Origin of the sequence: Pseudoxanthomonas japonensis (assembly GCF_010093445.1) — a bacterium.
Lineage (GTDB): Bacteria > Pseudomonadota > Gammaproteobacteria > Xanthomonadales > Xanthomonadaceae > Pseudoxanthomonas_A > Pseudoxanthomonas_A japonensis.
Map to the genome: position 1 here is coordinate 306,902 of NZ_PDWW01000001.1, position 21,089 is coordinate 327,990.

A 21,089-nucleotide genomic window follows, 5' to 3' on the forward strand; every position below is an offset into this window, starting at 1 on the left:
GCGGAAAAAGCTGCCCGTCAGCCAGGACAGGTATACGCCCTTGTGCCCCCGACCGCAAACGCATGGATCGGCATCACGTTATGCGCACGGCGTCACTGCGTGAAGGCAGGTTGCCGCAACCGCCACCCCAGCCCCGACCAGCGGCTCGCATGCCGCGACAGCGCGTCGCGGATCACCGGGTCGCTGCCGGCGACATGCAGCTCGCGTCGGGCGCGGGTGATGCCGGTGTAGACCAGTTCGCGCGACAACACGCGGTTGACGCGGGCGGGCAGCAGCAGCCAGACCGTGTCGAACTCCGAGCCCTGCGCCTTGTGCACCGTCATCGCGAAGGCCGACTCGTGCGCGGGCAGCGCGGCGGGATGGAAGGCGCGCGGTTGCGCGGGATCTTCACCAGGGAACCATGCGACCAGCGCACCGTCGTCGTCGCGCAGGCAGAGGCCGATGTCGCCGTTGAACAGGCGGTGGCGGTAGCTGTTCTCGGTGACGATCAGCATCTGGCCGTGGAAGTGGCCGGGTCCGCCGCGTGGCGTGCCGGCACCGTTGTCCACCAGCAGGCGCTCGATGCGCGCGTTGAGGGTACGCGCACCCTGCGGGCCCTCGCGCACGGCGGTGAGCAGGCGCAGGCGCGTGGATTGCGCGAGCGCATCGGCCGGCGTGGCCGCATGCGTCAGCGATCGCCAATGCGCGAGCAATGCGTCGCGGCGCGCGTCGAGCGGATCGGCGAGGCCCTCGTGGAAGTGCACGTTCGACAGCGTGCCGCCGCGCAGCAGGTCGAGCGCGGTATCGGCATCGCCGTCGCGCACCGCGGCGGCGAGCGGCGCGAGTTGCAGCGCTTCGCTCTGGCGCCAGCCGCGCTGGAGGTGCACGCGGACGCCGGGGAATGTGGGGAGAGACGGCGCTGGATCCCCGCGCTCGCGGGGATGGCGGCCGGCGGGTTCGCCGAGCAGCGGATGCAGCGCGGCCGCGTCGTCGTGCGCGAGCGTGTCGCCATCGCCGGCAGCACCGAGGATCGCGGCCAGCACGTCGCCGGCTTCGACCGACGGCAGCTGGTCGGGATCGCCCAACAGCACCAGGCGCGTGCCGTCGGCGACGGCGTCGACCAGCTTGGCCATCAGCGGCAGATCGATCATCGAGGCTTCGTCGACCACCACCACGTCGAACGGCAACGGATTGTCGCGGTTGTGGCGGAAGCGCGGCGAGTCGGGAATCGTGCCGAGCAGGCGATGCAGCGTGGTGCCGGTGGCGGGCAATGCGGCGAGCAGGTCGGCGTCGATGCCGGCAGCGGCCAGCGCCTGCACGGCATGGCGCACGCTTTCCGCCATGCGTTCGGCGGCACGGCCGGTGGGTGCCGCCAGTGCGATGCGCGGCATGCCACGACCGGCGTGACGCGCCTGCGCTGCCAGCAACACCAGCAGGCGCGCGGTGGTGGTGGTCTTGCCGGTGCCGGGGCCACCGGTGACCAGCAGCAGTGCATGGCGCAACGCGAGCGCGGCAGCCCGTGCCTGGTGGCCATCGTGCGCCGCCGGCGGGAACAGCGTGGCGAACAGCGGTGCGAACGGCTCGATGCCGGCATCCGTCACCGTGCCCGTCGCGATGCGCTGCAGGCCGAGCGCCAGCGTGCGTTCGTATTCGCGGTAGCGGCGCAGGTAGAGCAGGTCGCCTTCCAGCACCAGTGGCGCATGCGGATCGGCGACGGCGTCGGCATCGCCCGGCGTGGCGACCCAGCGCGACGCAGCGAGCTGCGCGCGCCAGCCGCCTTCGTCGGGCCAGGCCGCCTCCAGGCTCGTATCGAGCAGCGCCTGCGGCGATGCCAGCGACACGCCGGCATGGCCTTTGGCGACCGCCAGCGAGGCCAGCGCGGCGGCGGCGAGCACCGCGTCCGGCGTGTCGCGATCCAGCCGGCGGAGGCTCTGCGCGAGGGCATGGTCCAGCGTGCGCAGGTGGCCACCGCGATACAGCGCGTCGAGCAGGCTCATGCGGCGGCCTCCGTCGCGTGGCCGGCGAACAGCGCGTCGAGCGCATGCACCAGGTCCGGAGCGAAGCGCTGCGCATGCACGCCGGGCGAGGGCTTCTGCGCGAGATCCAGGCCGCGGCAGAACAGGTAGCGGATGCCGCCGAAGTCGCGTGCGTAGTCGTACGCATCGCCGAGCCGGAAGCGCAGCCAGCGGTGCAGGGCGAGCGTGTAGATCAGCGCCTGCAGGTCGTACTCGCTGTGCGCCATCGCCTGCTGCATGGCGACGGCGTCGTAGCCGGGCAGCTGGTTGGACTTGTAGTCGAGCACGTACCAGCGGCCCTCGTGCACGTAGGTGAGGTCGATCAGGCCGGTCATCAGCCCTTCCAGCCGCTGGCGCGCGCCGAACGCCGTGCGATGGCGCAGCAGGCCGTGGCGGTGCAGCAGCGTCAGCAGCGCCGGCACGCCAGTGGTCTGCATGGCGAAGTGGAATTCGATTTCCGCGCGGCGCTGGTCGGCCGGCACATCGGCCAGGCGCACGCCCTCGGGCAGCACGGTGCCGAGCGTGTGCCCGACCAGCGGCACCAGCACGTCCAGCCCGTCGGCGACCTCGGCCTCCGCGTAGCCGCCTTCGCGCAGGGCATCGGCGATGACGAGATCCTGCCCGTCGGGTGCGGCGTCGCCGGGCCGCCAGTCGCGCCATGCGGCGAAGTCGGCGTGTTCCAGCGCACCGTGCATCACCACGCCGAAACGGCTGCCGGCGAAGCGCGGATCGATGACGGCAGGCACCGCAGCATCGCGCGGCGCCTCGTCGATGTCCGACGCCGGGGCTTCGTCCTCGCCGCCGGGATCGGCCTGCGTGGCCGCGGCCAGCGGATCGGCGCCGCCGTCGGCATGCGCGAGCTGGGTGAAGCTATAGACCCACCAGTCCGGCGCGATGCGGCGCATGGCGCTGCGCGCGGGCGCGACGGCGGCCTCGCGTTCGGGCGGCAGGCGCGGCGGCGGCGCTTCAGCCGGGCCTTCGACGATGCGCACGTCGGCATGTGTGCCGAGCAGGGCGAGGTCGGCGATCAGCGGTGCGAGCCGGCTCTTGCCGAGATCGGCGACATCCCCGGCGGCGATCCACAGCGCATGTTCGGCGCGGGTCAGGCCGACATAAAGCAGACGCGCGTCTTCGGCGATGGCTTCGCGGCGCGCGGCATCGCCGGCGGCCTTCCAGGCGGAATCGTCCTTGTCGAGCTTCCACTGCAGCACGCGCTGCGTGCCGTCATGGACCACGCGGTGGCGACCGCTGTCGGGACGCGAGGTGCCCAGGCCCGCGAACGGCAGGTAGACCAGCGGATATTCCAGTCCCTTGCTCTTGTGCAGGGTGACGATCTGCACGCGCAGCGCGTCGGATTCCAGCCGCAGCAGCTGTGTTTCATCGTTCGCATCGGCCTCGGCCATGCGGGCCTGCAGCCAGTCCAGCAGGCCGTGCAGGCCCAGCGTCTGCGCCGCGGCTTCCTGCAACTGCTCGCCGAGCTGCAGGTAGTTGGTCAGGCGGCGCTCGCCATCAAGCAGGCCCAGCAGCCGCTCGGCCTGCACGGCGCACAGTTCGGACACCAGTGCGAACGGCCCGCCGCGCTGCCAGCGCTCGCGCCAGTGCAGCAGGCGCGACTGGTGCCGGCGTTGCGCCTCGCCATCCTCGTCCAGTGCGGCAAGCGCGGTCGCGTCTTCGCCCAGCAGCACGGTGGCGAGCGCGGCGCGCAACCGACCGTTGTCGGCGGGGTGCAGCAACGCCAGCAGCAGCGTGCGCAGTTCGCCCGCTTCGGTGCTGGCGAACAGGCTCTGCTTGCCGGCGGCCACGGCTGGCACGCCGGCACGCGCGAGGGCCTGTTGCACGCGGGTGGCTTCCTTGTGGTTGCGCACCAGCACGGCGATGTCGCCGGGTCGGACAGGACGTCCGTCGATCCGTGCACGACCTGCACGGGCGTCGCCGAGCACGCGATGGATGTCGGCCACGCAGGCGGCGGTCGCCGCCTCGCGCGAGCCGTCGGCGTCGAGCGCGCCGCCTGCCTCGTTGCGCAGCAGGCGCAGGGTCAGCGCGGGGGCGGCACCGTCATCCTGGCGATAGTCGTCATCGCCGCGCTTGCCACCAGGTTCGACCGGTTCGAAGCGGATGTCGGGATGCGCGAACGCTTCCTGCCCGGTCGCGGACGCACCTTCGTACAGCGCGCGCACCGCGCGCAGCACCGACGGCCGCGAGCGGAAGTTGTGCGCCAGCCGCGGCGCCTCGTCGGCCACGCCGCGCGCGAGCAGATAGGTCGCGACATCGCCGCCGCGGAAGCCATAGATGGCCTGCTTGGGATCGCCGATCAGGAACAACGCGGGCGTTTCGCCCAGCGCGCGCACCTCATCGGAATCGCCGAACACGCGCGCGAAGATCCGCCACTGGCGCTCGTCGGTGTCCTGGAACTCGTCCACCAGCGCGACGCGGTACTGCGCGCGAAGCGCGGCGACCAGCGCCTGCCGGCGCGGACCGTCGAGTGCGATGGCGACACGTTCGATCAGGTCGTCGTAGGTCTGCACGCGGCGCGTGCGCTTGAGGTCGTCGAGCCGGCGCCGGGCGTCGTCGCGCAGGCGGTGCAGCAGGCCGACACGCAGGCGGAGCTGCAGCTGCTGCCAGGCGTCGTCGGCCTCGCACCAGTCGCGCCACGCATCGAACAGCGGCGAGACAGGCACGCGGGCATCGTTTGTGTCCTTGCAGAAGCCGCGCAATGCGTCCGGCAACAGCTTCTGCACATGCGTCTTGTCGGTGCGCGGCCACTCGGCCAGCGCGGCGCCCGCCTGCAGTTCCTCGAACGCCTTGTCGAAGCTGGGCCGGCGCGCGCGGCGGCCATCGAAGACCTTGTGGTCGAACGCGGCGGCGATGGCGGCCTGCGCATCAGCCAGGTGCAGGCCGATCGCATCCACCAGATGCGCGGCACGACCGGCACGGGTCGCCTGCACGGCGACCTGGCGTTCGCCGTCGTCGCCGGACGGTACGGGCGGCAACAGCGGCAACGGGCCGCACAGCGCGGGCAGGTCGTCGGCAAGCGCATCCGGACCGCCCCACAGGCCGGCCAGCGCATCGACCGTTGCGGGATCGGCGGCATACGTGCGCCACAGGTCGGCCGCGAGCTCCGCATGCAATGCCCGCGTATTGCCGAGCAACTCGCCGGCGTCGAATCCCTGCCCGGTCTCAAGCGCGTGTTCGCGCAGCACGCGCGCGCAGAAGCCGTGGATGGTGAAGATGGCGGCGAGGTCGGTTTCCTCGGCGGCGGTGCGCAGGCGGCGCGCGAGCTGCGCCGGTGTTTCCCCACCAGCGCCGAGGTGCCGATCGATGACGAAGCGCGTCAGCGCCACCTCGTGCCGCTCCTCGTCGCGCGGCCGCGTGCCGACCAGGTCGGCCGCCAGCGCCAGGCGTTCGCGGATGCGCTTGCGCAGTTCCTGCGTGGCGGCCTCGGTGTAAGTCACCGCGAGCACTTCGCCCATGCGCAGCCGCTGCTCGACGATCAGGCGCGTGAACAGCGTGGCCAGCGTATACGTCTTGCCGGTGCCGGCGCTCGCCTCGATCAGCTGCACGCCATCGAGTGCGCGCGTCAGGTAGGGCTCGCCAGCGGGATCGAAGGTGCTCATGCGGCGTCCTCGGCGGATGCGCCATGCAGTGCGCCGTAGACACGCAGGCTGGTGTCGATGAAGTCCGCCATGCCTTCGTCGCTGGCGAGCGGGTCGCGACCGCGGAACGCGAGCTGGATCGCCTCACCCGTGCTTTCGCCCCAGTGGTGGTCGCCGGGATACCATGCCTTGCGCGCCGCGGCCTCGCGCAGTCCGGGCTCGGCGGTGTGGATGGCCCAACCGGTCGCCGGCGCGAACGGCAGCGGCATGCGCAGGCCGGCGCGTCGCAGCGCCAGCAACGTGCGCAACGCGTCCTGCGCCTCGTCGAGCGGACGTGCGGAGGTGACGTAGGCACGGATGCCCTCGTCGCCGTCGTGGATCTGCACCAGCGGGATCGACAGCCCGGCCGCATTGAGCAGAAGCGCGTCCAGTCCATGACGGATGACCGCCGCACCGTTGAGCGCGCCGATCTGCACGCGCGCCAGGCCATGCGGATAGACATCGGCGATGCGGCCATGCACGCGGATGCCGTCGATCACGGTCTCGACACGCGGCGCACCGAGATCGTCCGTCGCGACCAGGCCACGCCATTCCACCTGCGCGCGCCACTGCGGCTGCAGGCGCGAGTATTGCTCGGCTTCGTGCACCAGCAGCAGCAGGCGACGCAGCTCCGCATCCGGTCCTGGTGCGCTCCCGTTGCCGCGTTGCCAAGGGAACAATCGCTGCTCCGCCAGTCGCGCACGCAATGCGTCGACGTCGATGGCCTCGCCCGCCAGTACTGCGGCGAGCACCGCCTGGCCATCGGGCTCGGTGAGCGCCTCATGCTGGCGATGGCGGCGGTCGTGGCTGATCCAGTCGGCGAACGCCTGCGCGTACGGCTCGACCTCGGCGAACACCTGTTCGGCCGCGTGTTCGCCCAGCGGCCCGCTCGGCACCTGGCCGCGCGCGCGCAGCCGGGAATAGAGAGCGGTCGGTGTGCGTGCCTCCTGCGGGCGGGCGGTGTCGAGCAGCCAGTCGAACACGTCGCGCCGCAGCCGGGCGCGTTCACGGCCGCGCGCAGGTGCGACCAGCGGCTCGATGTCCTCGGCGATATCGATCGGGTCGGGCAGGCGCAGGCCGAGGCGGTGCGCGAGGAAGGCGCCGGCCGGATCGAGCAGGAAGCGCCGCAGCGTGTCGAGCGGCAGGTCGTGTTCGTCTTCCGCTGCAGGCAACAGCGCATCCGCCCAGGGCGACAGCGCGGCGCGCGTGGCATCCACGCGGTCGGCCGCCGGACGCCAGGCGGCGCGGTAGCTGAAGCGGCGCGGTTCATCGGCACTGCCGAATGCGGCCGGCGCGAACGGCTGCAAGGTATGGCGGACAACGAGGCGTTGCTTCGCGTCCGCATCGGCGTGGTAACGCGCCGCGACATCGAGCAGCTCGCTGACCAGCACCGACGGCTCGCGCACGCTGCCGTCGCGCGGATCGGCACCCAGGTAGCTGACATAGAGCACGTCCTGCGCGGCGGCGAACAGCTGCAGGAACAGGAAACGGTCATCCTCGCGCGTGGAGCGGTCGCCGGGCTTGCGCCGGCCGGCGTGCAGCTCGGCGGTGAGCTTGTTGAGGCCGGCGGCGGGATCGCGGCGGGGGAAGTCGCCGTCGTTCATGCCGAGCAGGCAGATGGCGCGGAACGGCAGCAGCCGCATCGGCACCATCCGGCCCACGCTGATGCCGCCAGTCAGCAGCGGCGCGCGCGTGTCGGCCTGCGACAGCTGGTCGGCGAAGTGCGCGCGCACGACCTCGGCCGGCACCGGGCCGTCGTAACCGGCGGCGTCCGCATCGCGGGCGAACCGGTCGATCAGCGTGCGCAGGCGATCCAGCGTGCGTTGCGCGCGCGGCGCGGCAGGCTGTTCCGGCAGCAGCACGGCCAGCAGGTGCAGCAGGCGTTCGCGCCACTGCGCCGGCGTGGCCGCTTCGCCCAGCACGCGGCGCTGGCGCGCGAGCTCGCGCAACAGCCGCACCAGCGTGTCGAGCGCATCCAGCGCACCGCCTTCCAGGTCCGGCCAGGGCGCGACGCCGGCAATCATCCCGTCCGCGCCGCTGGCATGGCCCAGCAGCAGGCGATCGAGCGCGAACTGCCAGGTGTAGGCGTCGTCGGCCGGCGCATCGGACGCGGCACGGTGGCTGGCATCCAGGCCCCAGCGTGCGCCGGCCTCGCGCAGCCAGCCATGCAGGCGGTCGATGGCATCGGTGTCGAGGCCCGCCGCTTCGGCCACCGGTGCGCTGGCGAGCAGGTCCAGCACCTCGTCCAGGCCGAAGCGCGACAGCGGCAGGTCGAGCAGGCGCAGGAATACCTCGGCCAGCGGCTCGCTCGCCAGCGGGCTGGTGTCGGCCAGCGCCCACGGCAATGCATCGTCGTGGCCGCTGCCGCCGAACACGGCATCGAGATACGGCACGTAGGGATCGATGTCGGGCGCGAGCACGGCGATCTCGCGCGGCTGCAGCGGCGGATCGAAGCGCGGGTCTTCCAGCAGCGCGCGCAGCTGGTCGTGCAGCACCTGCAGTTCGCGCAGGCGCGTGTGGCAGGCATGCACCTGCAGGCTTGGATCGTCGAGGTCGGGCGCCTGGCGCGGCGGCGGCGATTCAGGCGCGCGGCGGTGGAAGAGGTCCGACTGCAGCCGGCGCAACAGCGTATCCGGACCGTCAGCGGCGAGCGGATCGGCGTAGACATCGATCTCGGCGCGCGGATGCACCACTTCGTAGTCGCCGAGCAACGCCATGAAGTCGCGACCGGCCGCGCCCCAGGCCTGCAGCAGCGGATTCTCCTGCACGTCGTCGGCGAACAGCTCGGCCTGGCCTTCGCGGCGGCGCTCGCGCAGCGTCTGCAGGTCGCCCCAGTAGCCCTGCGCGGGCGTCGGCAGATAGAAGTGCAGCGTGCCGACGCGCGCCTGCGTGGCCAGCACGCGCAGCACGTCGGGCGAGATGTTGAGCGTGGCGAAGACCATCAGCCGCGTCGGCAGGCCCTGCGGCAGCGGGCCGTCGTCGCGGCCGAAGCGCGCGAGGTAGGCGTCGATGCGGCGTGCGCGGTAGTCGCGGCCGGCGGCGACGGCGCGCCACAGCCGTGCCTGTGGATCGTCGCGGTCGGCGCCGGCTTCCCAGCGCAGCAGCCAGTCGCGGCGCCACGCCTGGTACTTCTCGTACACGCCGGCCAGCTCGCCGGCCAGCCGCCACGGCTTCAACGGATCGCCATCGGCCAGCCACCCGTCGAGCGTGGCCAACGCGGGATCGCGGCGCAGCGACGGGTCGTCGAGCGCTGCGTACAGGCGCCACTGCAGCGAGGCGGCATCGAGATCGTCGTCGCCGGCGGGCCCGAGGTTGGCATCCAGCGCGCGCGCGACGAATTCGCCGGGGGTGAGGAATTCCAGGTTCGCGGCGATGCCGTACTTCGTCGCCAGCGTGGCCTGCAGCCAGCGGCGCATGGCGACCTGCGGGATCAGCACGATGTCCGGCGCCAGCAGCGCCTGCCCCGGCGCCGGCCGGCGCAGTTCGTCCGCCAGCAGCGCGGCCAGCAACTCGAGCGCGTTGGACGGATACAGGCGGAAGTCGGGCAGCGGGGCGGCAGGCATCGCGCCATCTTGCCGCAGCCCTGTCGCGAATGCCGAGACATCGCCGTCGACGCTCGCGCTTAAGACGTTCTTAAAGTGGGTCGAGCAGCATGCATACGTCGAACGTGGCGCCACGGAAGCGCGGCAACGTGCGGATCTGCGCACGTCCATGCGCGACACCTCGGTCCGATGCCACAATAATCAAACTGCGCGGTACGGTTTATGTTCAGCCGCTGGCCGCGAAGCTACGCCGTTGTTTTTCCGTTAACCCGCCGCCCTCCTCCGCAGATCCGCTCGCCGACGACGCCCATGACGCCTGCCGACGCCCCTGCCGTGCACCTGTCCGGACTCCGCCTTGATCGCGGCGGCCGCACGATCCTGCGCGGCATCGACCTGACCGTGCCCCGCGGCAGCATCGCCGCCGTGCTGGGTCCGTCCGGCAGCGGCAAGTCGACCATGCTCGCCGCGCTGACCGGCGAGCTGCCGCCGGCGGCGGGCACGGTAGAGGTGTTCGGCCAGCCCGTGCCCCACCGCAGCCGCGCGCTGCTGGACATGCGCAAGGGCATCGGCGTGCTGCTGCAGGGCAACGGCCTGCTGACCGATCTGACGGTGGCCGAGAACGTGGCACTGCCGCTGCGCACGCATACGACGCTGCCGGACGCGCTGATCCGCCGGCTGGTCGAATTCAAGTTGAACGCGGTCGGCCTGCGCGCCGCCGCCGATGCCTATCCGCGCGAGCTGTCCGGCGGCATGGCCCGCCGCGTCGCGCGGGCCCGCGCGCGGGCGCGGGCCCCGCCGCTGATGATCTACGACGAGCCGCTGACCGGGCTGGACCCGATCGCCTCGGGCGTGATCATGAGCCTGATCCAGCGCCTCAACGACACGCTCGGACTGACCAGCATCATCGTCACCCACCACGTGCACGAGACGCTGCCGATCGCCGACCAGGCGGTGGTGATCGCCAACGGCGGACTGGTGTTCTCCGGCACGCCGTCCGAACTGGAGGGCTCCGCGGATCCGCTGGTCAAGCAGTTCCTGCGCGGCGAGCCGGATGGCCCGATCGCGTTCGATGCGGTGAAGCGCGGGGGGGCCGCCTGATGCTGCCCTTCGCAACGCGGGTTACCTCGCTCATCATCCCGGCGAACGCCGGGATCCATCCTGATTCTTCTGGTGAGGCCCGGCGCAACCGCAACGGCCACATGGATCCCGGCATTCGCCGGGATGACGGACGAAGCGCAATCGCTGACGTTTACGGGGAAGCCGCCTGATGGCCTTCGTTTCCGCCACCCGTTCGCTGGGCCGTGCCGGGCTGTTCTCGCTGTCGGTGTTCCGCGCCTCGGCACCGACCCGCGACTTCTTCGCCGAACTGACCCGCGAGATCTACAAGATCGGCGGGCGCTCGCTGCCGATCATCGCCGTGGGCGGCGCGTTCGTGGGCCTGGTGCTGACGCTGCAGGGCTACCGCACGCTGACCACGTTCGGCGCCAGCGATGCGCTGTCCACGCTGCTGGGCCTGTCGCTGTACCGCGAACTGGGTCCTGTGCTGACCGCGCTGCTGTTCATCGGCCGCGCCGGCAGCTCCATCGCCGCCGAACTGGGCCTGATGCGCGCCACCGACCAGATCAAGGCGCTGGAACTGATGGCCATCGACCCGGTCGCGAAGGCCGTGGCGCCGCGCTTCTGGGCGGCGGTGCTGACGGTGCCGCTGCTGACCGGTTTCTTCTGTTCGCTGGCGATCAGCGCCAGCTACTTCGAGGCCGTGCACGTGCTTGGCCTCGACAACGGCACGTTCTGGTCGGCGCTGCAGAACAGCGTGGATTTCTGGGACGACTTCGGCGTGGCGCTGCTGAAGTCGGCCGTGTTCGGCGGTACCGCCGCCTTGGTGGCGGCCTACGTGGGCTTCCACGCCGAGCCGACCATCGAGGGCACCTCGGTCGCCACCACCCGCGCGGTGGTGAACGCCTCGCTGCTGGTGCTGATGTTCAATTTCGTCATGTCTGCATTGCTGTTCAGGAGCTGACCCCATGTCCGTCCGTGGACCCCGCCTCGAATTCGCCGTCGGTGCCTTCCTGCTGCTGGCCCTGGCCTCGCTGCTGGTGCTGGCGCTGGCTTCCACCAACAAGCGCTTCGGCGTGGGCGGCGGCAGCTACGAGCTGACCGCGCGCTTCTCCAACCTCGGCCAGCTGCGCAAGCAGGCGCCGGTGAAGATCGGCGGCGTGGTGATCGGGCAGGTGTCCGACATCCGGCTGGATCCGGTGAAGTTCGACTCGCTGGTCACCCTGTCCATCGACAGCCAGTACAAGGACCTGCCGGCAGACACCGCCGCCGGCATCTTCACCAGCGGTCTGCTCGGCGAGAACTATGTCGGGCTGTCGCCGGGCGGCGACCCCGAGGTGCTGAAGCCGGGCGAAGAGATCGCCTTCACCCAGCCGGCGGTGGACCTGCTGCAGCTGGCCGGCAAGTACATGTTCAGCGGCGGCGCCAACAATGCCGACGCAGGCTCCGGGGAGACCCCGGCCAGCGGCGAGACCGCCGCTCCCCCCGTTAAGGAAGAACCTACGCCATGAAGACGCTCAAGCCCTCCCTCCTTTCCGTCGTGCTGTCGGCGGCGCTGCTGGCATCCGCGCCGGTCGTCGTGTTCGCACAGGCGGCCGCACCGGCCGCCGCTGCCAAGCAGAACACCGCCAGCCAGGTCGTGCTGGCCAGCAGCACGCGCATCCTGACCACGCTCGACCAGCGTCGTGCCGAGTTCAAGTCGAACCCGGCCGCACTGCGCCAGTTCGTCACCACCGAGTTCAACACGCTGTTCGACGGCGACTACGCCGCCCGCCTGGTGCTGGGCGTGCACGGTCGTGGTGCGTCCGATGCCGACGTGAAGCTGTTCGGCCAGGCCCTGACCGAGCGCCTGCTGTCCGCCTATGGCGCGCGCCTGGCGGACTTCAACGCACGCCTGAAGGTGCGGGTGAAGTCCGAAACCCCGCTGCCCGGTGGCCGCGGCGTGAAGGTCGACACCGAGTTCGTGCAGGCCGACCAGACGGTCACCCCGATCACCTTCTATGCGCGCAACGTGGGCGGCCAGTGGAAGGTGTTCGACGTGCTGCCGGAAGGCGTGTCCTTCGTGCAGACGTTCAAGACCCAGTTCGACACGCCGCTGCGGCAGAAGTCCATCGCCCAGGTGGCGGCGGACCTGAAGTCCGGCAAGCTGCAGGTCAACGGCAGTGCCGGCGGCAACTGACGCCAGCCTCCGTCGGGAGGGCGACGCGCTCGTGTTCACGGGCGCGCTCGACCGTGCGGCGGCCGCCACATTGTGGCCGCAGGCTTCGACACAGCTGGCGGGTGCGCAACGCATTGTCCTGACCAACGTCACTACCGTCGACAGTGCTGGGCTGGCACTGTTGGCGGAGTTGGCCGCGCGCCTGCGCGCCGCCGGCACCGCTCCCGGCTTCGAAGGACAGCCCCCGGGTCTCGCCGACCTGCAGGCCGCCTACCGTTTGACGCCGGAACTGGATTTCCCGGCGTAACCCCACCCCCGTCGTTTCCCAGGAATCAGGATGAATCTGTTCCGCCTCAGCACCGTGGTCCTGCTGGCCGCCCTGGCGACCGCATGCGCATCGGCGCCCAAGCCGTCGGCGGATGCGCCGGCCGAGGCCGTCGTGATCGACAGCACCGCCACCGCCGCGGCGCCGTTGCCGCCCGAACCCCCGATCGACCCGGCAAGCATCGATGCCCCCGCTTCGGCCACGGACGTCGCCACCGCGTCGGAAGGCGAGGACGATTTCGCCGCAATCTACGGCCAGGGCGCCTACGATCCGGTCGCCGATCCCAATCTGCCTCCGCCGGCACAGTCGCCCGTCGCCTACGACCCGTGGGAGAAGTTCAACCGCAAGGTGCATGCGTTCAACAACGCGGTCGACCGCGCGGTCGCACGGCCGCTGGCGCGGGCCTATGTCGCCGCCGTACCGCGTCCCGTACGACTGGGCGTCGGCAACTTCTTCGACAACCTGCGCCAGCCGCTGACGATGGTGAACCAGCTGCTGCAGGGACGTCCGCGCGATGCCACGCAGACGTTCGGGCGCTTCCTGCTGAACTCGACGGTGGGCATCGGCGGCATCTTCGATCCCGCCAGCGACCTGAAGATGAAGCGCCGCAGCGAGGACTTCGGACAGACGCTGGGCACCTGGGGCTGGCGGCGTTCGCGCTACGTGGAACTGCCGTTCTTCGGCCCGCGTACGGTACGCGACGTGCTCGGCCTGGCCGGCGACATGCCGCTCAGTCCGACCCGCTACGTCGAAGACGACAAGACGCGCATCTTCCTGCAGGGCCTGAACCTGGTCGACACGCGCGCGCAACTGCTGTCGCTCGACAGCCTGCGCGAGGGCGCGGTGGACGACTACGCGCTGGTCCGCGATTCGTGGCTGCAGCGCCGCAACTACCAGATCGAAAGCCACCGCAGCACGAAGCCGTCCACCGAAGACGAGCTGCCTGAGTACCTGCAGGACGAGAACACCCCGACCGTGCCGGCCGACGCCATGCCGATGCCGGAGATCAACGGGGGCTGATCCCGTCCGATCGTCGCGGTACGGAAAAGCCGGCGCATGCGCCGGCTTTTTCTTTGTGCCTCCAGGAGGCGATGTGGCCCGCCGCGACGCGGCGCCCTGGAAGGGATCAGTCGACGCAGATCGTGCCCTGGGCCACGCCGCCGTCGATGCGCTGGCGGCAGCCGAAGTTCTGGCTGACGTCGCGCTGGCACGTCCCCGTGGCCTTCGCGCCCGGCGCCCGTTCCGTGTCGCCGCTGGCCAGGCACTGGCCGGTGCAGTCGGCCTTGCTGCTGCAGGTCTTGCCGGCGTCGGCGTAGGCCACCACGCACTGCTCGCGCTGCAGACGGCCCAGCGGCTGCATCTGGCCACCGGAGGCAGCGCACTGCGCCGCGTCGGTCGTTGCATCGGCTGCAGGAGGGGCTGTCGCGGGCGCGGTGGTGGTGCAGCCGGCGAGCACCAGCCATGCGGACAGGGTCAGGGCGAAGCGCATCAGGAGAATTCCTGCAGATGAAGGAGGTAGGACGATGGCAGGCGACGCTGCGGGCCTGACGCCCATTGTTCAAGAGTGGTCAGAGGAAGGGTTTGCAAGGATGTCGTGAATGGGGTTATCGCTGTCCGAGTGCGTGGTCGTTACTCGCTGCTGCGATCTTCGGTGATCTGCTGGAGCGTTTCCGGCTGCAGCTCCGGCGGCAAAGCGCGCTTCGCTTTGCTTCCGAGTTCAGCCAGACGCCTCGCGCGATTGAACGCGGACTGGGGCGAGTCGGTAAGACGGTTCCGGGCTCGATTGAATGCTTGGCTTGCATCGTCAAGGCGCTTTCCCACCGTGTCGAACTCGGAAAGGAACGCCGAAAGCGCGTCCAGCACACGTCCTCCGGCATCGCTGATCTCCAGCGCCTGCTTCTGTACTTTGTCGCGGGTCCAAAGGCGTTCGGTCACGCGCAGCAGTGCCATCAGCGTATTGGGGGAGGCGAAGACGACGCGACGATCGAAAGCATAGCCCTGCAGATCGGGATCGGCGCCCAGCGCGGCGGACAATGCCCCCTCGATAGGCACGAAGGCGATGGTGATGTCCAGGGCATCGTCGCCGATCGCCTTCGGATAGTTCTTGTCGCCGAGATCCTTGACGTGCTGGCGAAGTCCGATCGCATGACGCCGCAGTGCATCGTGCTGTTCGTCGGGCGTTGCGGCGTTCATCGCTTCCTGCCAGGCGATCAGGTTGACCTTGCTGTCCACCACAATCCTGCGCTGGTCGGGGAAGTTGACCACCACGTCCGGCCGCAGCCTGGCTCCCTCGTCGTCGACGGCATGTTGCTGCCGCTCGTAATGCGCGCCCTCTTCCAGGCCCGAACCCCGCAGCACGCTGTCCAGCATCAACTCGCCCCAGTCACCGCGGACGCGTGCGTTGCCCTTGAGCGCGTTGGTCAGGGCAGCCGCCTGTACGGCCATGTCCTGGTTGAGCGTCTTCAGCTCGCCTACCGCACCCAGCAAGCTGGCGCGCTCACGCGACTCTTCGCCGTAAACCGCATCCACGCGTTGCCGGAATTCGCCGAGCTTGTCGGAAAACGGCTTCAGAAGACCTTCGATATCCACCTTCGACTGCAAGGTGGCCTGGCGTACATTCTTCTCGAACTGCAGTCCGCGCTCTTCGAAGACCTTGCCGGCAAGTTCGGCGAATGCGCCAGACAATTTCTGCTGGGCGCTGTCCAGATAGGCACGCAACTCCTGGTGGGCCCGCTGCGAGTGCTGGAGGTCTGCCGCCACTTGGGCATGCTCACCGTAAAGGCGCTGATACTTCGTTCGTTCTGCTTCAAGCTGACCCTCGAGGGCCGTCAGTCGCCGCTGTGCCTCCAGCAGATCTTCGGCCCGTTCGGCCAGCCGGGTCTCGCGTTCACCCGCCAACGTCGACTCACGCTCGATCCGTTGCCTGGCGCTCGCGAGATCCTGCGCCTGCGCTGCCAGGCGCGATCGCTCCGCTTCCAACTCCGACTGCAAGGCTTCCAGTCGACCTCGCTGTTGCGCAGTCTCAAGTGCGGCGGCCTGGGAGCGACCTCGCTCGATCTCCAAATCCCGCGCTAACGCTTCAGCGTCGGCATCGGTACGCCCTCGAGACCGCAGCACCAGCACCGCCAGCAGGACGACGGCGACGGCCACGAGGACGAGCAGCAGGATGAGCAGGGTCTGGGAATCCATGCGGACAGTGTAGCCGCTGCCGTCTCACCGCCTGAGGCGGAGGGAAGCGAAGGCACAGTGCGAATCGGCAGCACCCCATCCCGTCGGCCCCCAGTGTCCGCGCAAGAACGATGTCGTCTGGTGCGCCGCCGATTGCCAGCGCCGGCCCGCGCCGCTTAGGCTGCGGGCGGCCGCGGGCGCCACGCCGCGGATCATCCCCCCGACCCACCTGCGCTGGCTTGCCGCCCGCGCGCTGTTCCATTGACGCATTCGAGGAGTTCCCATGACCTGGCTACGGCGCAAATCCATCGACCGGATCACCGAGCACGAAGAAGGCCGGCGACTGGTCCCCACGCTGAGCTGGCCGCACCTGGTGGCACTGGGCATCGGCGCGATCGTCGGCACCGGCATCTACACGCTGATCGGCGTCGGCGCGGAGAAGGCCGGCCCCGCGGTGCTGATCTCGTTCGTCGTCGCCGGCGTGGTCTGTGCCTGCGCGGCGCTGGCCTATGCCGAACTGTCGACGATGATGCCGGCCGCCGGCAGCGCCTACACCTACAGCTACGGTGTGCTGGGCGAGTCCATCGCCTGGATCGTCGGCTGGAGCCTGATCCTCGAGTACTCGCTGGTGGTCAGCACGGTGGCGGTCGGCTGGTCCGGCTATTTCGTCGGCTTCCTCGAATGGGTGCAGCTGACCTTCGGCTGGAACGTCACCCTGCCCGCGGCGCTGTCGGCCGGTCCGCATGCCGGCGGCGTCATCAACCTGCCGGCCATCGTCATCACCTTCCTGGTCGCCGGCATGCTGATCGCGGGCACCCGCGAAAGCGCCACGCTCAACGCGATCCTGGTGGTGTTCAAGCTGATCGCGCTGGCGGTGTTCATCGCCGTCGCGCTGCCCGCGTTCAATGCGGACAACCTGCAGCCGTTCATGCCGTACGGCTTTCCCAAGTCGATCGGGCCCGATGGCGTCGAGCGCGGCGTGATGGCGGCGGCGGCGATCATATTCTTCGCGTTCTACGGCTTCGATGCGATCTCGACCGCGGCCGAGGAAACCAAGAATCCTGGCCGCGACCTGTCGATCGGCATCATCGGCTCCATGGTCGGCTGCACGCTGATCTACCTGGTGGTCGCGGTGGCCGCCGTCGGCGCGCTGAGCTACACCGTGTTCGGCCAGAGCGCCGAGCCGCTGGCGCTGATCATGCGCGAACTCGGCCACGGCACCGCCGCGCTGGTGATCGGCATCGTGGCCATCGTCGCGCTGCCGACGGTGCTGCTGGCGTTCTTCTACGGCCAGAGCCGCATCTTCTTCGTGATGTCGCGCGACGGCCTGCTGCCGCGCAGCCTGTCGAAGGTCAACGCGCGCACCGGCACGCCGGTGGCGATCACCGTGTTCACCGCGGTGCTGGTGGCGGCGCTGGCCGGCGTCGCGCGGCTGGACGAAATCGCCGCACTCGCCAATGCCGGCACGCTGGCCGCGTTCGTCGCCGTCGGCGTCTGCCTGCTGGTGCTGCGCACGCGCGAGCCGAACCGTCCGCGCGTGTTCCGCACGCCGATGGCGTGGCTGGTCGGCCCGGTCGCGATCCTCGGCTGCCTGTACCTGTTCTGGAGCCTGCCGCACCGCACGCAGCTGTGGTTCCTCATCTGGAACGTGGTCGGCATCGTCGTCTATCTGGCTTACAGCCGCCGCAACAGCATGCTGGCGAAGGGCGGCGACGCCTGATCGCATCATCCGGCGTGGTGACGAAGAAGCGGGCTTCTGCCCGCTTTTTCTTTGTCCTCGCATTGAGGTGCTGCGCGCGCCATACGCATGCGTGTGCAGGCCCGGCGCTTCATTCCCGGCGCCTGCGGCACTAAGATGCCGCGCAGGCACACCATCCCCCGGGTTACGACGTTGATCATCCATCCCAAAGTCCGCGGCTTCATCTGCACCACCACCCATCCGCTCGGCTGCGAGCTCAACGTACGCGACCAGATCGCCGCGACGCGCGCGCAGGGCGTGCGCAACGACGGGCCGAAGAAGGTGCTGGTGATCGGTGCATCCAGCGGCTACGGCCTGGCGGCGCGCATCAGCGCGGCCTTCGGCTTCGGCGCGGACACGCTGGGCGTGTTCTTCGAGAAACCGGGCAGCGAGAAGAAGGCCGGCACTGCCGGCTGGTACAACTCGGCCGCGTTCGACAAGGCCGCGAAGGAAGCCGGCCTGTACAGCCGCTCGATCAACGGCGACGCGTTCTCCGACGAGGCGCGCGCCAAGGTCATCGAACTGATCAAGGAAGAAATGGGTGGCCAGGTCGATCTGGTGATCTATTCGCTGGCCTCGCCGGTGCGCAAGCTGCCGTCGACCGGTGAAGTGAAACGCTCCGCGCTGAAGCCGATCGGCGCGCCGTACACCTCGACCGCGGTCGACACCAACAAGGACGTCATCACCCACGCGACCATCGAGCCGGCCACCGAGCAGGAAATCGAAGACACGGTCACCGTGATGGGCGGCCAGGACTGGGAACTGTGGATCGACGCGCTGGCCACCGCCGGCGTGCTGGCGGACGGCGCGCGCACGGTCGCCTTCAGCTACATCGGCACCGACATCACCTGGCCGATCTACTGGCACGGTGCGCTCGGCCGCGCCAAGGTCGATCTGGACCAGACCGCGCAGCGCCTGGACAAGCGCCTGAAGAAGACCGGCGGCACCGCGAATGTCGCCGTGCTGAAGTCGGTGGTGACGCAGGCCAGCTCCGCGATCCCGGTGATGCCGCTGTACATCAGCATCGTCTTCAAGGTGATGAAGGAACTGGGCCTGCACGAAGGCACCATCGAGCAGCTCGACCGCCTGTTCCGCGACCGCATGTATCGCGCCGACGGCGCGCCGGCCGAGACCGACGACGAGAACCGCCTGCGCCTGGACGACTGGGAACTGAAGCCCGAGGTGCAGGAGCAGGCCAAGGCGCTGTGGCCGCAGGTCACCAGCGAGAACCTGTTCGAGCTGACCGACTACGCCAACTACAAGCACGAGTTCCTGAAGCTGTTCGGCTTCGAACGCAGCGACGTCGACTACGACGCCGACGTGAACCCGGACGTGCAGTTCGACTGCATCGAGCTGTCGCCAGAGGGTTAAGTCCTCGCGCGGCGAGAAAAAGGCGGGCCAAGGCCCGCCTTTTTTATTGGCTACCCATGTGCTGTGGGAGCGACGTAAGTCGCGATGAGCCTGTGCAGCGATCTGCCATCGCGACTTGCGTCGCTCCCACAACACCCCTACGGGCAATCCGGTCCCAGCGCGCGGATACGCATGCCCCGGATGTGCACCGCATTGCCGTGGTCCTGCAGCGCGAGATGGCCGCGGCGCGCCTTCGCGAACTCCGCCTGTCCGGCGAACTTGCTGGACGCTACGCGGCGCTGCCAGTCGGCGCTGTCCACGTCGTAGGCGGCGACGCGCACGCCGTTGAGCCAGTGCTCCACGCGCGGACCGCAGGCGACGATGCGCGCGTGGTTGTACTGGTCGATGGGGCGCAGCACGTCGCGCTCAGGCACGATCAGGTCGTACACCGCACCGGCGCGATGGCTGGGCACGATGCGGTCTTCCGCTTCACGGTCGTCGAGCAACTGGTACTCCACCGCACGCGCCCAGACCGGCGATGCATCGACGGCGCGGTAGAACAGCCCGCTGTTGCCGCCCGGCGGCAGCCGCCACTCCAGTTCCAGTTCGAAATCGCCATACGTACCGACGCTGAGGATGTCGCCGCCACCGGCTTCTGTCAGCGCGATTTCGCCGTCGTGGACCTGCCAGCGCGGATCCAGCGTGGCGCCGCCGACACTGCGCCATTGCGGCGCATCGGTGAGCGATTGCCAGGGCGATGCCGGCGTGGACGCGCAGCCGGCGACGAGTGGGGCCAGCAGGATCGGCACGATCCGCAGGCCGCGCATGCTCAGTCCACCACGCGGCAGAACACCGCCTTCAGGTAGCGCGATTCCTGCACGTGCGCCATGAAGGGGTGGTCGGGGCCGGCGCCGGCGACCTTGAGGATCTGGATGGTGCGACCGGAGAAGTAGGCGGCACGGCGCAGCATGTCGAGGAACTGCTCCTCGCTGACCAGCCCGGTACACGAGAACGTGGCGAATAGACCACCGGGCTTCACCACGCCCAGCGCCAGCTTGTTCATGTCGAGGTACTTCTTCAACGCGGCGATCACCTGCTCGCGGTCGCGCGTCATCTTGGCGGGGTCGAGGATCACCACGTCGTACTGCTCGCCGCGGTTCGCCGCGTCGCGCAGGTAGGGGAAGATGTCGGCCTGCACGAACTTGGGACGCGCGTTGTTGAGCTTGGCGTTGCCCTTGGCGATCTGGATGACGTCCTGGTCGATGTCGACGCCGATGACCTCGGACGCGCCGCGCGCCGCCGCGTACACGGCGAAGCCGCCGGTGTTGCAGCAGAGGTCGAGCACGGTCTTGCCTTCGACCTGGCGGCTCAGCCACTCGCGGTTCTCGCGCTGGTCGGCGAAGAAGCCGGTCTTGTGCGCGCCTGCGGGGTCGGCGCGAAACTTCACGCCGTACTCGGTGATGACGGCGGCTTCGGTCGTTGTGTTGCCGTGGAACTCGAAGCTCTCCTGCTTCTGCACGTGCTCGTCGGCGAAGCTGTGGAAGCGGCAGCCGGGGAACTGCTCGCGCAGCGCCTCGTAGATCCATTCGCGGTGGCGGAACATGCCGGCGGCGAAGAACTCGACCACGATCAGGTCGCCGTAGCGGTCCACGACCAGGCCGGACAGGCCGTCGCCTTCGGCATGCACCACGCGCCAGGCGTCGCTGATCGCATCCAGCTTCAGCACGTCGCGGCGCAGCGAGACGGCCGCCGCGATCTTGCGTGAGAACCAGCCGGCGTCGACCGGGACGTCGGGATGCGTTTCCAGGATGCGCACGGCGATGCGCGAATGGCCGTTGTAGAAGCCGCGGCCGATCCACTCGCCATCCACGCCGACCACCTCGACGACGGTGCCGGGCTTGGGCTTGGCGGCCGGCTTCTCGACCAGCTTCTGGAAGATCCACGGGTGGCTGGAACGCCAGGCGTTCTTCAGGCGTACGGTCGGGTTGGGCGTATTCATGAACGGCATTTTACCCGCCCGGTTGACCCGGCCGGCCACCGTCCGGACAATTCGCCGCAGAAGGGGAGTAGCTCCCAAACGTGCCGGCCGTCATTTCGAGCAGCAATGCTCCGGTCCCACGGCAGCC

At 69.7% G+C, this 21,089-nt stretch carries 15 protein-coding genes; 8 read left to right on the plus strand and 7 right to left on the minus strand.

Going from position 1 to position 21,089, the window contains the following annotated elements:
* Positions 1–92 precede the first annotated feature (92 nt).
* Genes recD through recC form a run of 3 tightly spaced genes read right to left on the minus strand, consistent with a single transcriptional unit; the run spans position 93 to position 9,189 of the window.
* Positions 93–1,976, minus strand: a complete 1,884-nt coding sequence (gene recD / locus CSC78_RS01355; protein WP_162336107.1) for an exodeoxyribonuclease V subunit alpha — start codon at positions 1,974–1,976, stop codon at positions 93–95.
* Complete coding sequence (locus CSC78_RS01360) at positions 1,973–5,608, minus strand: UvrD-helicase domain-containing protein (RefSeq protein ID WP_162336108.1); 3,636 nt, start codon at positions 5,606–5,608, stop codon at positions 1,973–1,975. The genes recD and CSC78_RS01360 overlap by 4 nt, the downstream gene beginning before the upstream one ends.
* The gene (recC, locus tag CSC78_RS01365; protein WP_162336109.1) at positions 5,605–9,189 is read right to left on the minus strand and encodes an exodeoxyribonuclease V subunit gamma; all 3,585 of its coding nucleotides are present in this window, start codon (positions 9,187–9,189) and stop codon (positions 5,605–5,607) included. The genes CSC78_RS01360 and recC overlap by 4 nt, the downstream gene beginning before the upstream one ends.
* 288 nt (positions 9,190–9,477) lie before the next feature.
* Between recC and CSC78_RS01370 the strand changes: the two genes are divergently transcribed.
* From CSC78_RS01370 to CSC78_RS01395, 6 genes are all read left to right on the plus strand, one after another.
* Complete coding sequence (locus CSC78_RS01370; RefSeq protein ID WP_162336110.1) at positions 9,478–10,266, plus strand: ATP-binding cassette domain-containing protein; 789 nt, start codon at positions 9,478–9,480, stop codon at positions 10,264–10,266.
* 169 nt (positions 10,267–10,435) lie between these two features.
* A complete protein-coding gene (locus tag CSC78_RS01375; protein WP_162336111.1) occupies positions 10,436–11,188 on the plus strand; it encodes an MlaE family lipid ABC transporter permease subunit in 753 nt (250 codons plus the stop codon).
* A gap of 4 nt (positions 11,189–11,192) precedes the next feature.
* Positions 11,193–11,735: an outer membrane lipid asymmetry maintenance protein MlaD gene (gene mlaD / locus CSC78_RS01380; protein WP_162336112.1), complete on the plus strand. Its 543-nt coding sequence runs from the start codon at positions 11,193–11,195 to the stop codon at positions 11,733–11,735.
* Entirely contained in the window at positions 11,732–12,403 is a 672-nt protein-coding gene (locus CSC78_RS01385; RefSeq protein WP_162336113.1) for an MlaC/ttg2D family ABC transporter substrate-binding protein, read from the plus strand. The genes mlaD and CSC78_RS01385 overlap by 4 nt, the downstream gene beginning before the upstream one ends.
* On the plus strand, positions 12,387–12,689 hold the full coding sequence (locus CSC78_RS01390; RefSeq protein WP_162336114.1) for an STAS domain-containing protein: 303 nt from the start codon (positions 12,387–12,389) through the stop codon (positions 12,687–12,689). Before CSC78_RS01385 ends, CSC78_RS01390 begins: the two co-directional genes overlap by 17 nt.
* A gap of 30 nt (positions 12,690–12,719) precedes the next feature.
* Positions 12,720–13,727 carry an MlaA family lipoprotein gene (locus CSC78_RS01395; RefSeq protein ID WP_162336115.1) on the plus strand — a complete coding sequence of 336 codons (1,008 nt, stop codon included), beginning with the start codon at positions 12,720–12,722 and terminating at the stop codon, positions 13,725–13,727.
* A 106-nt stretch (positions 13,728–13,833) separates the two neighbouring features.
* On the opposite strand, the gene CSC78_RS01400 is transcribed toward CSC78_RS01395, so the two are convergent.
* On the minus strand, positions 13,834–14,196 hold the full coding sequence (locus CSC78_RS01400) for a hypothetical protein (RefSeq protein ID WP_162336116.1): 363 nt from the start codon (positions 14,194–14,196) through the stop codon (positions 13,834–13,836).
* 140 nt (positions 14,197–14,336) lie between these two features.
* On the minus strand, positions 14,337–15,896 hold the full coding sequence (rmuC, locus tag CSC78_RS01405; RefSeq protein WP_162336117.1) for a DNA recombination protein RmuC: 1,560 nt from the start codon (positions 15,894–15,896) through the stop codon (positions 14,337–14,339).
* A gap of 262 nt (positions 15,897–16,158) precedes the next feature.
* Here rmuC and CSC78_RS01410 point away from each other — a divergent pair, with 262 nt between their 5' ends.
* Positions 16,159–17,595 (plus strand): amino acid permease, encoded by a 1,437-nt coding sequence (locus tag CSC78_RS01410; RefSeq protein WP_162336118.1) that lies wholly within the window; start codon positions 16,159–16,161, stop codon positions 17,593–17,595.
* A 171-nt stretch (positions 17,596–17,766) separates the two neighbouring features.
* Entirely contained in the window at positions 17,767–18,984 is a 1,218-nt protein-coding gene (gene fabV / locus CSC78_RS01415; protein WP_162336119.1) for an enoyl-ACP reductase FabV, read from the plus strand.
* Between the two features lie 137 nt (positions 18,985–19,121).
* Here fabV and CSC78_RS01420 read toward each other — a convergent pair whose 3' ends face one another.
* Together CSC78_RS01420 and CSC78_RS01425 are read right to left on the minus strand one after the other, a co-directional pair.
* Positions 19,122–19,790 carry a 3-keto-disaccharide hydrolase gene (locus tag CSC78_RS01420; protein WP_162336120.1) on the minus strand — a complete coding sequence of 223 codons (669 nt, stop codon included), beginning with the start codon at positions 19,788–19,790 and terminating at the stop codon, positions 19,122–19,124.
* Positions 19,791–19,792: 2 nt separating this feature from the next.
* Positions 19,793–20,962, minus strand: a complete 1,170-nt coding sequence (locus tag CSC78_RS01425; protein WP_162336121.1) for a class I SAM-dependent rRNA methyltransferase — start codon at positions 20,960–20,962, stop codon at positions 19,793–19,795.
* Between the last annotated feature and the right edge of the window lie 127 nt (positions 20,963–21,089).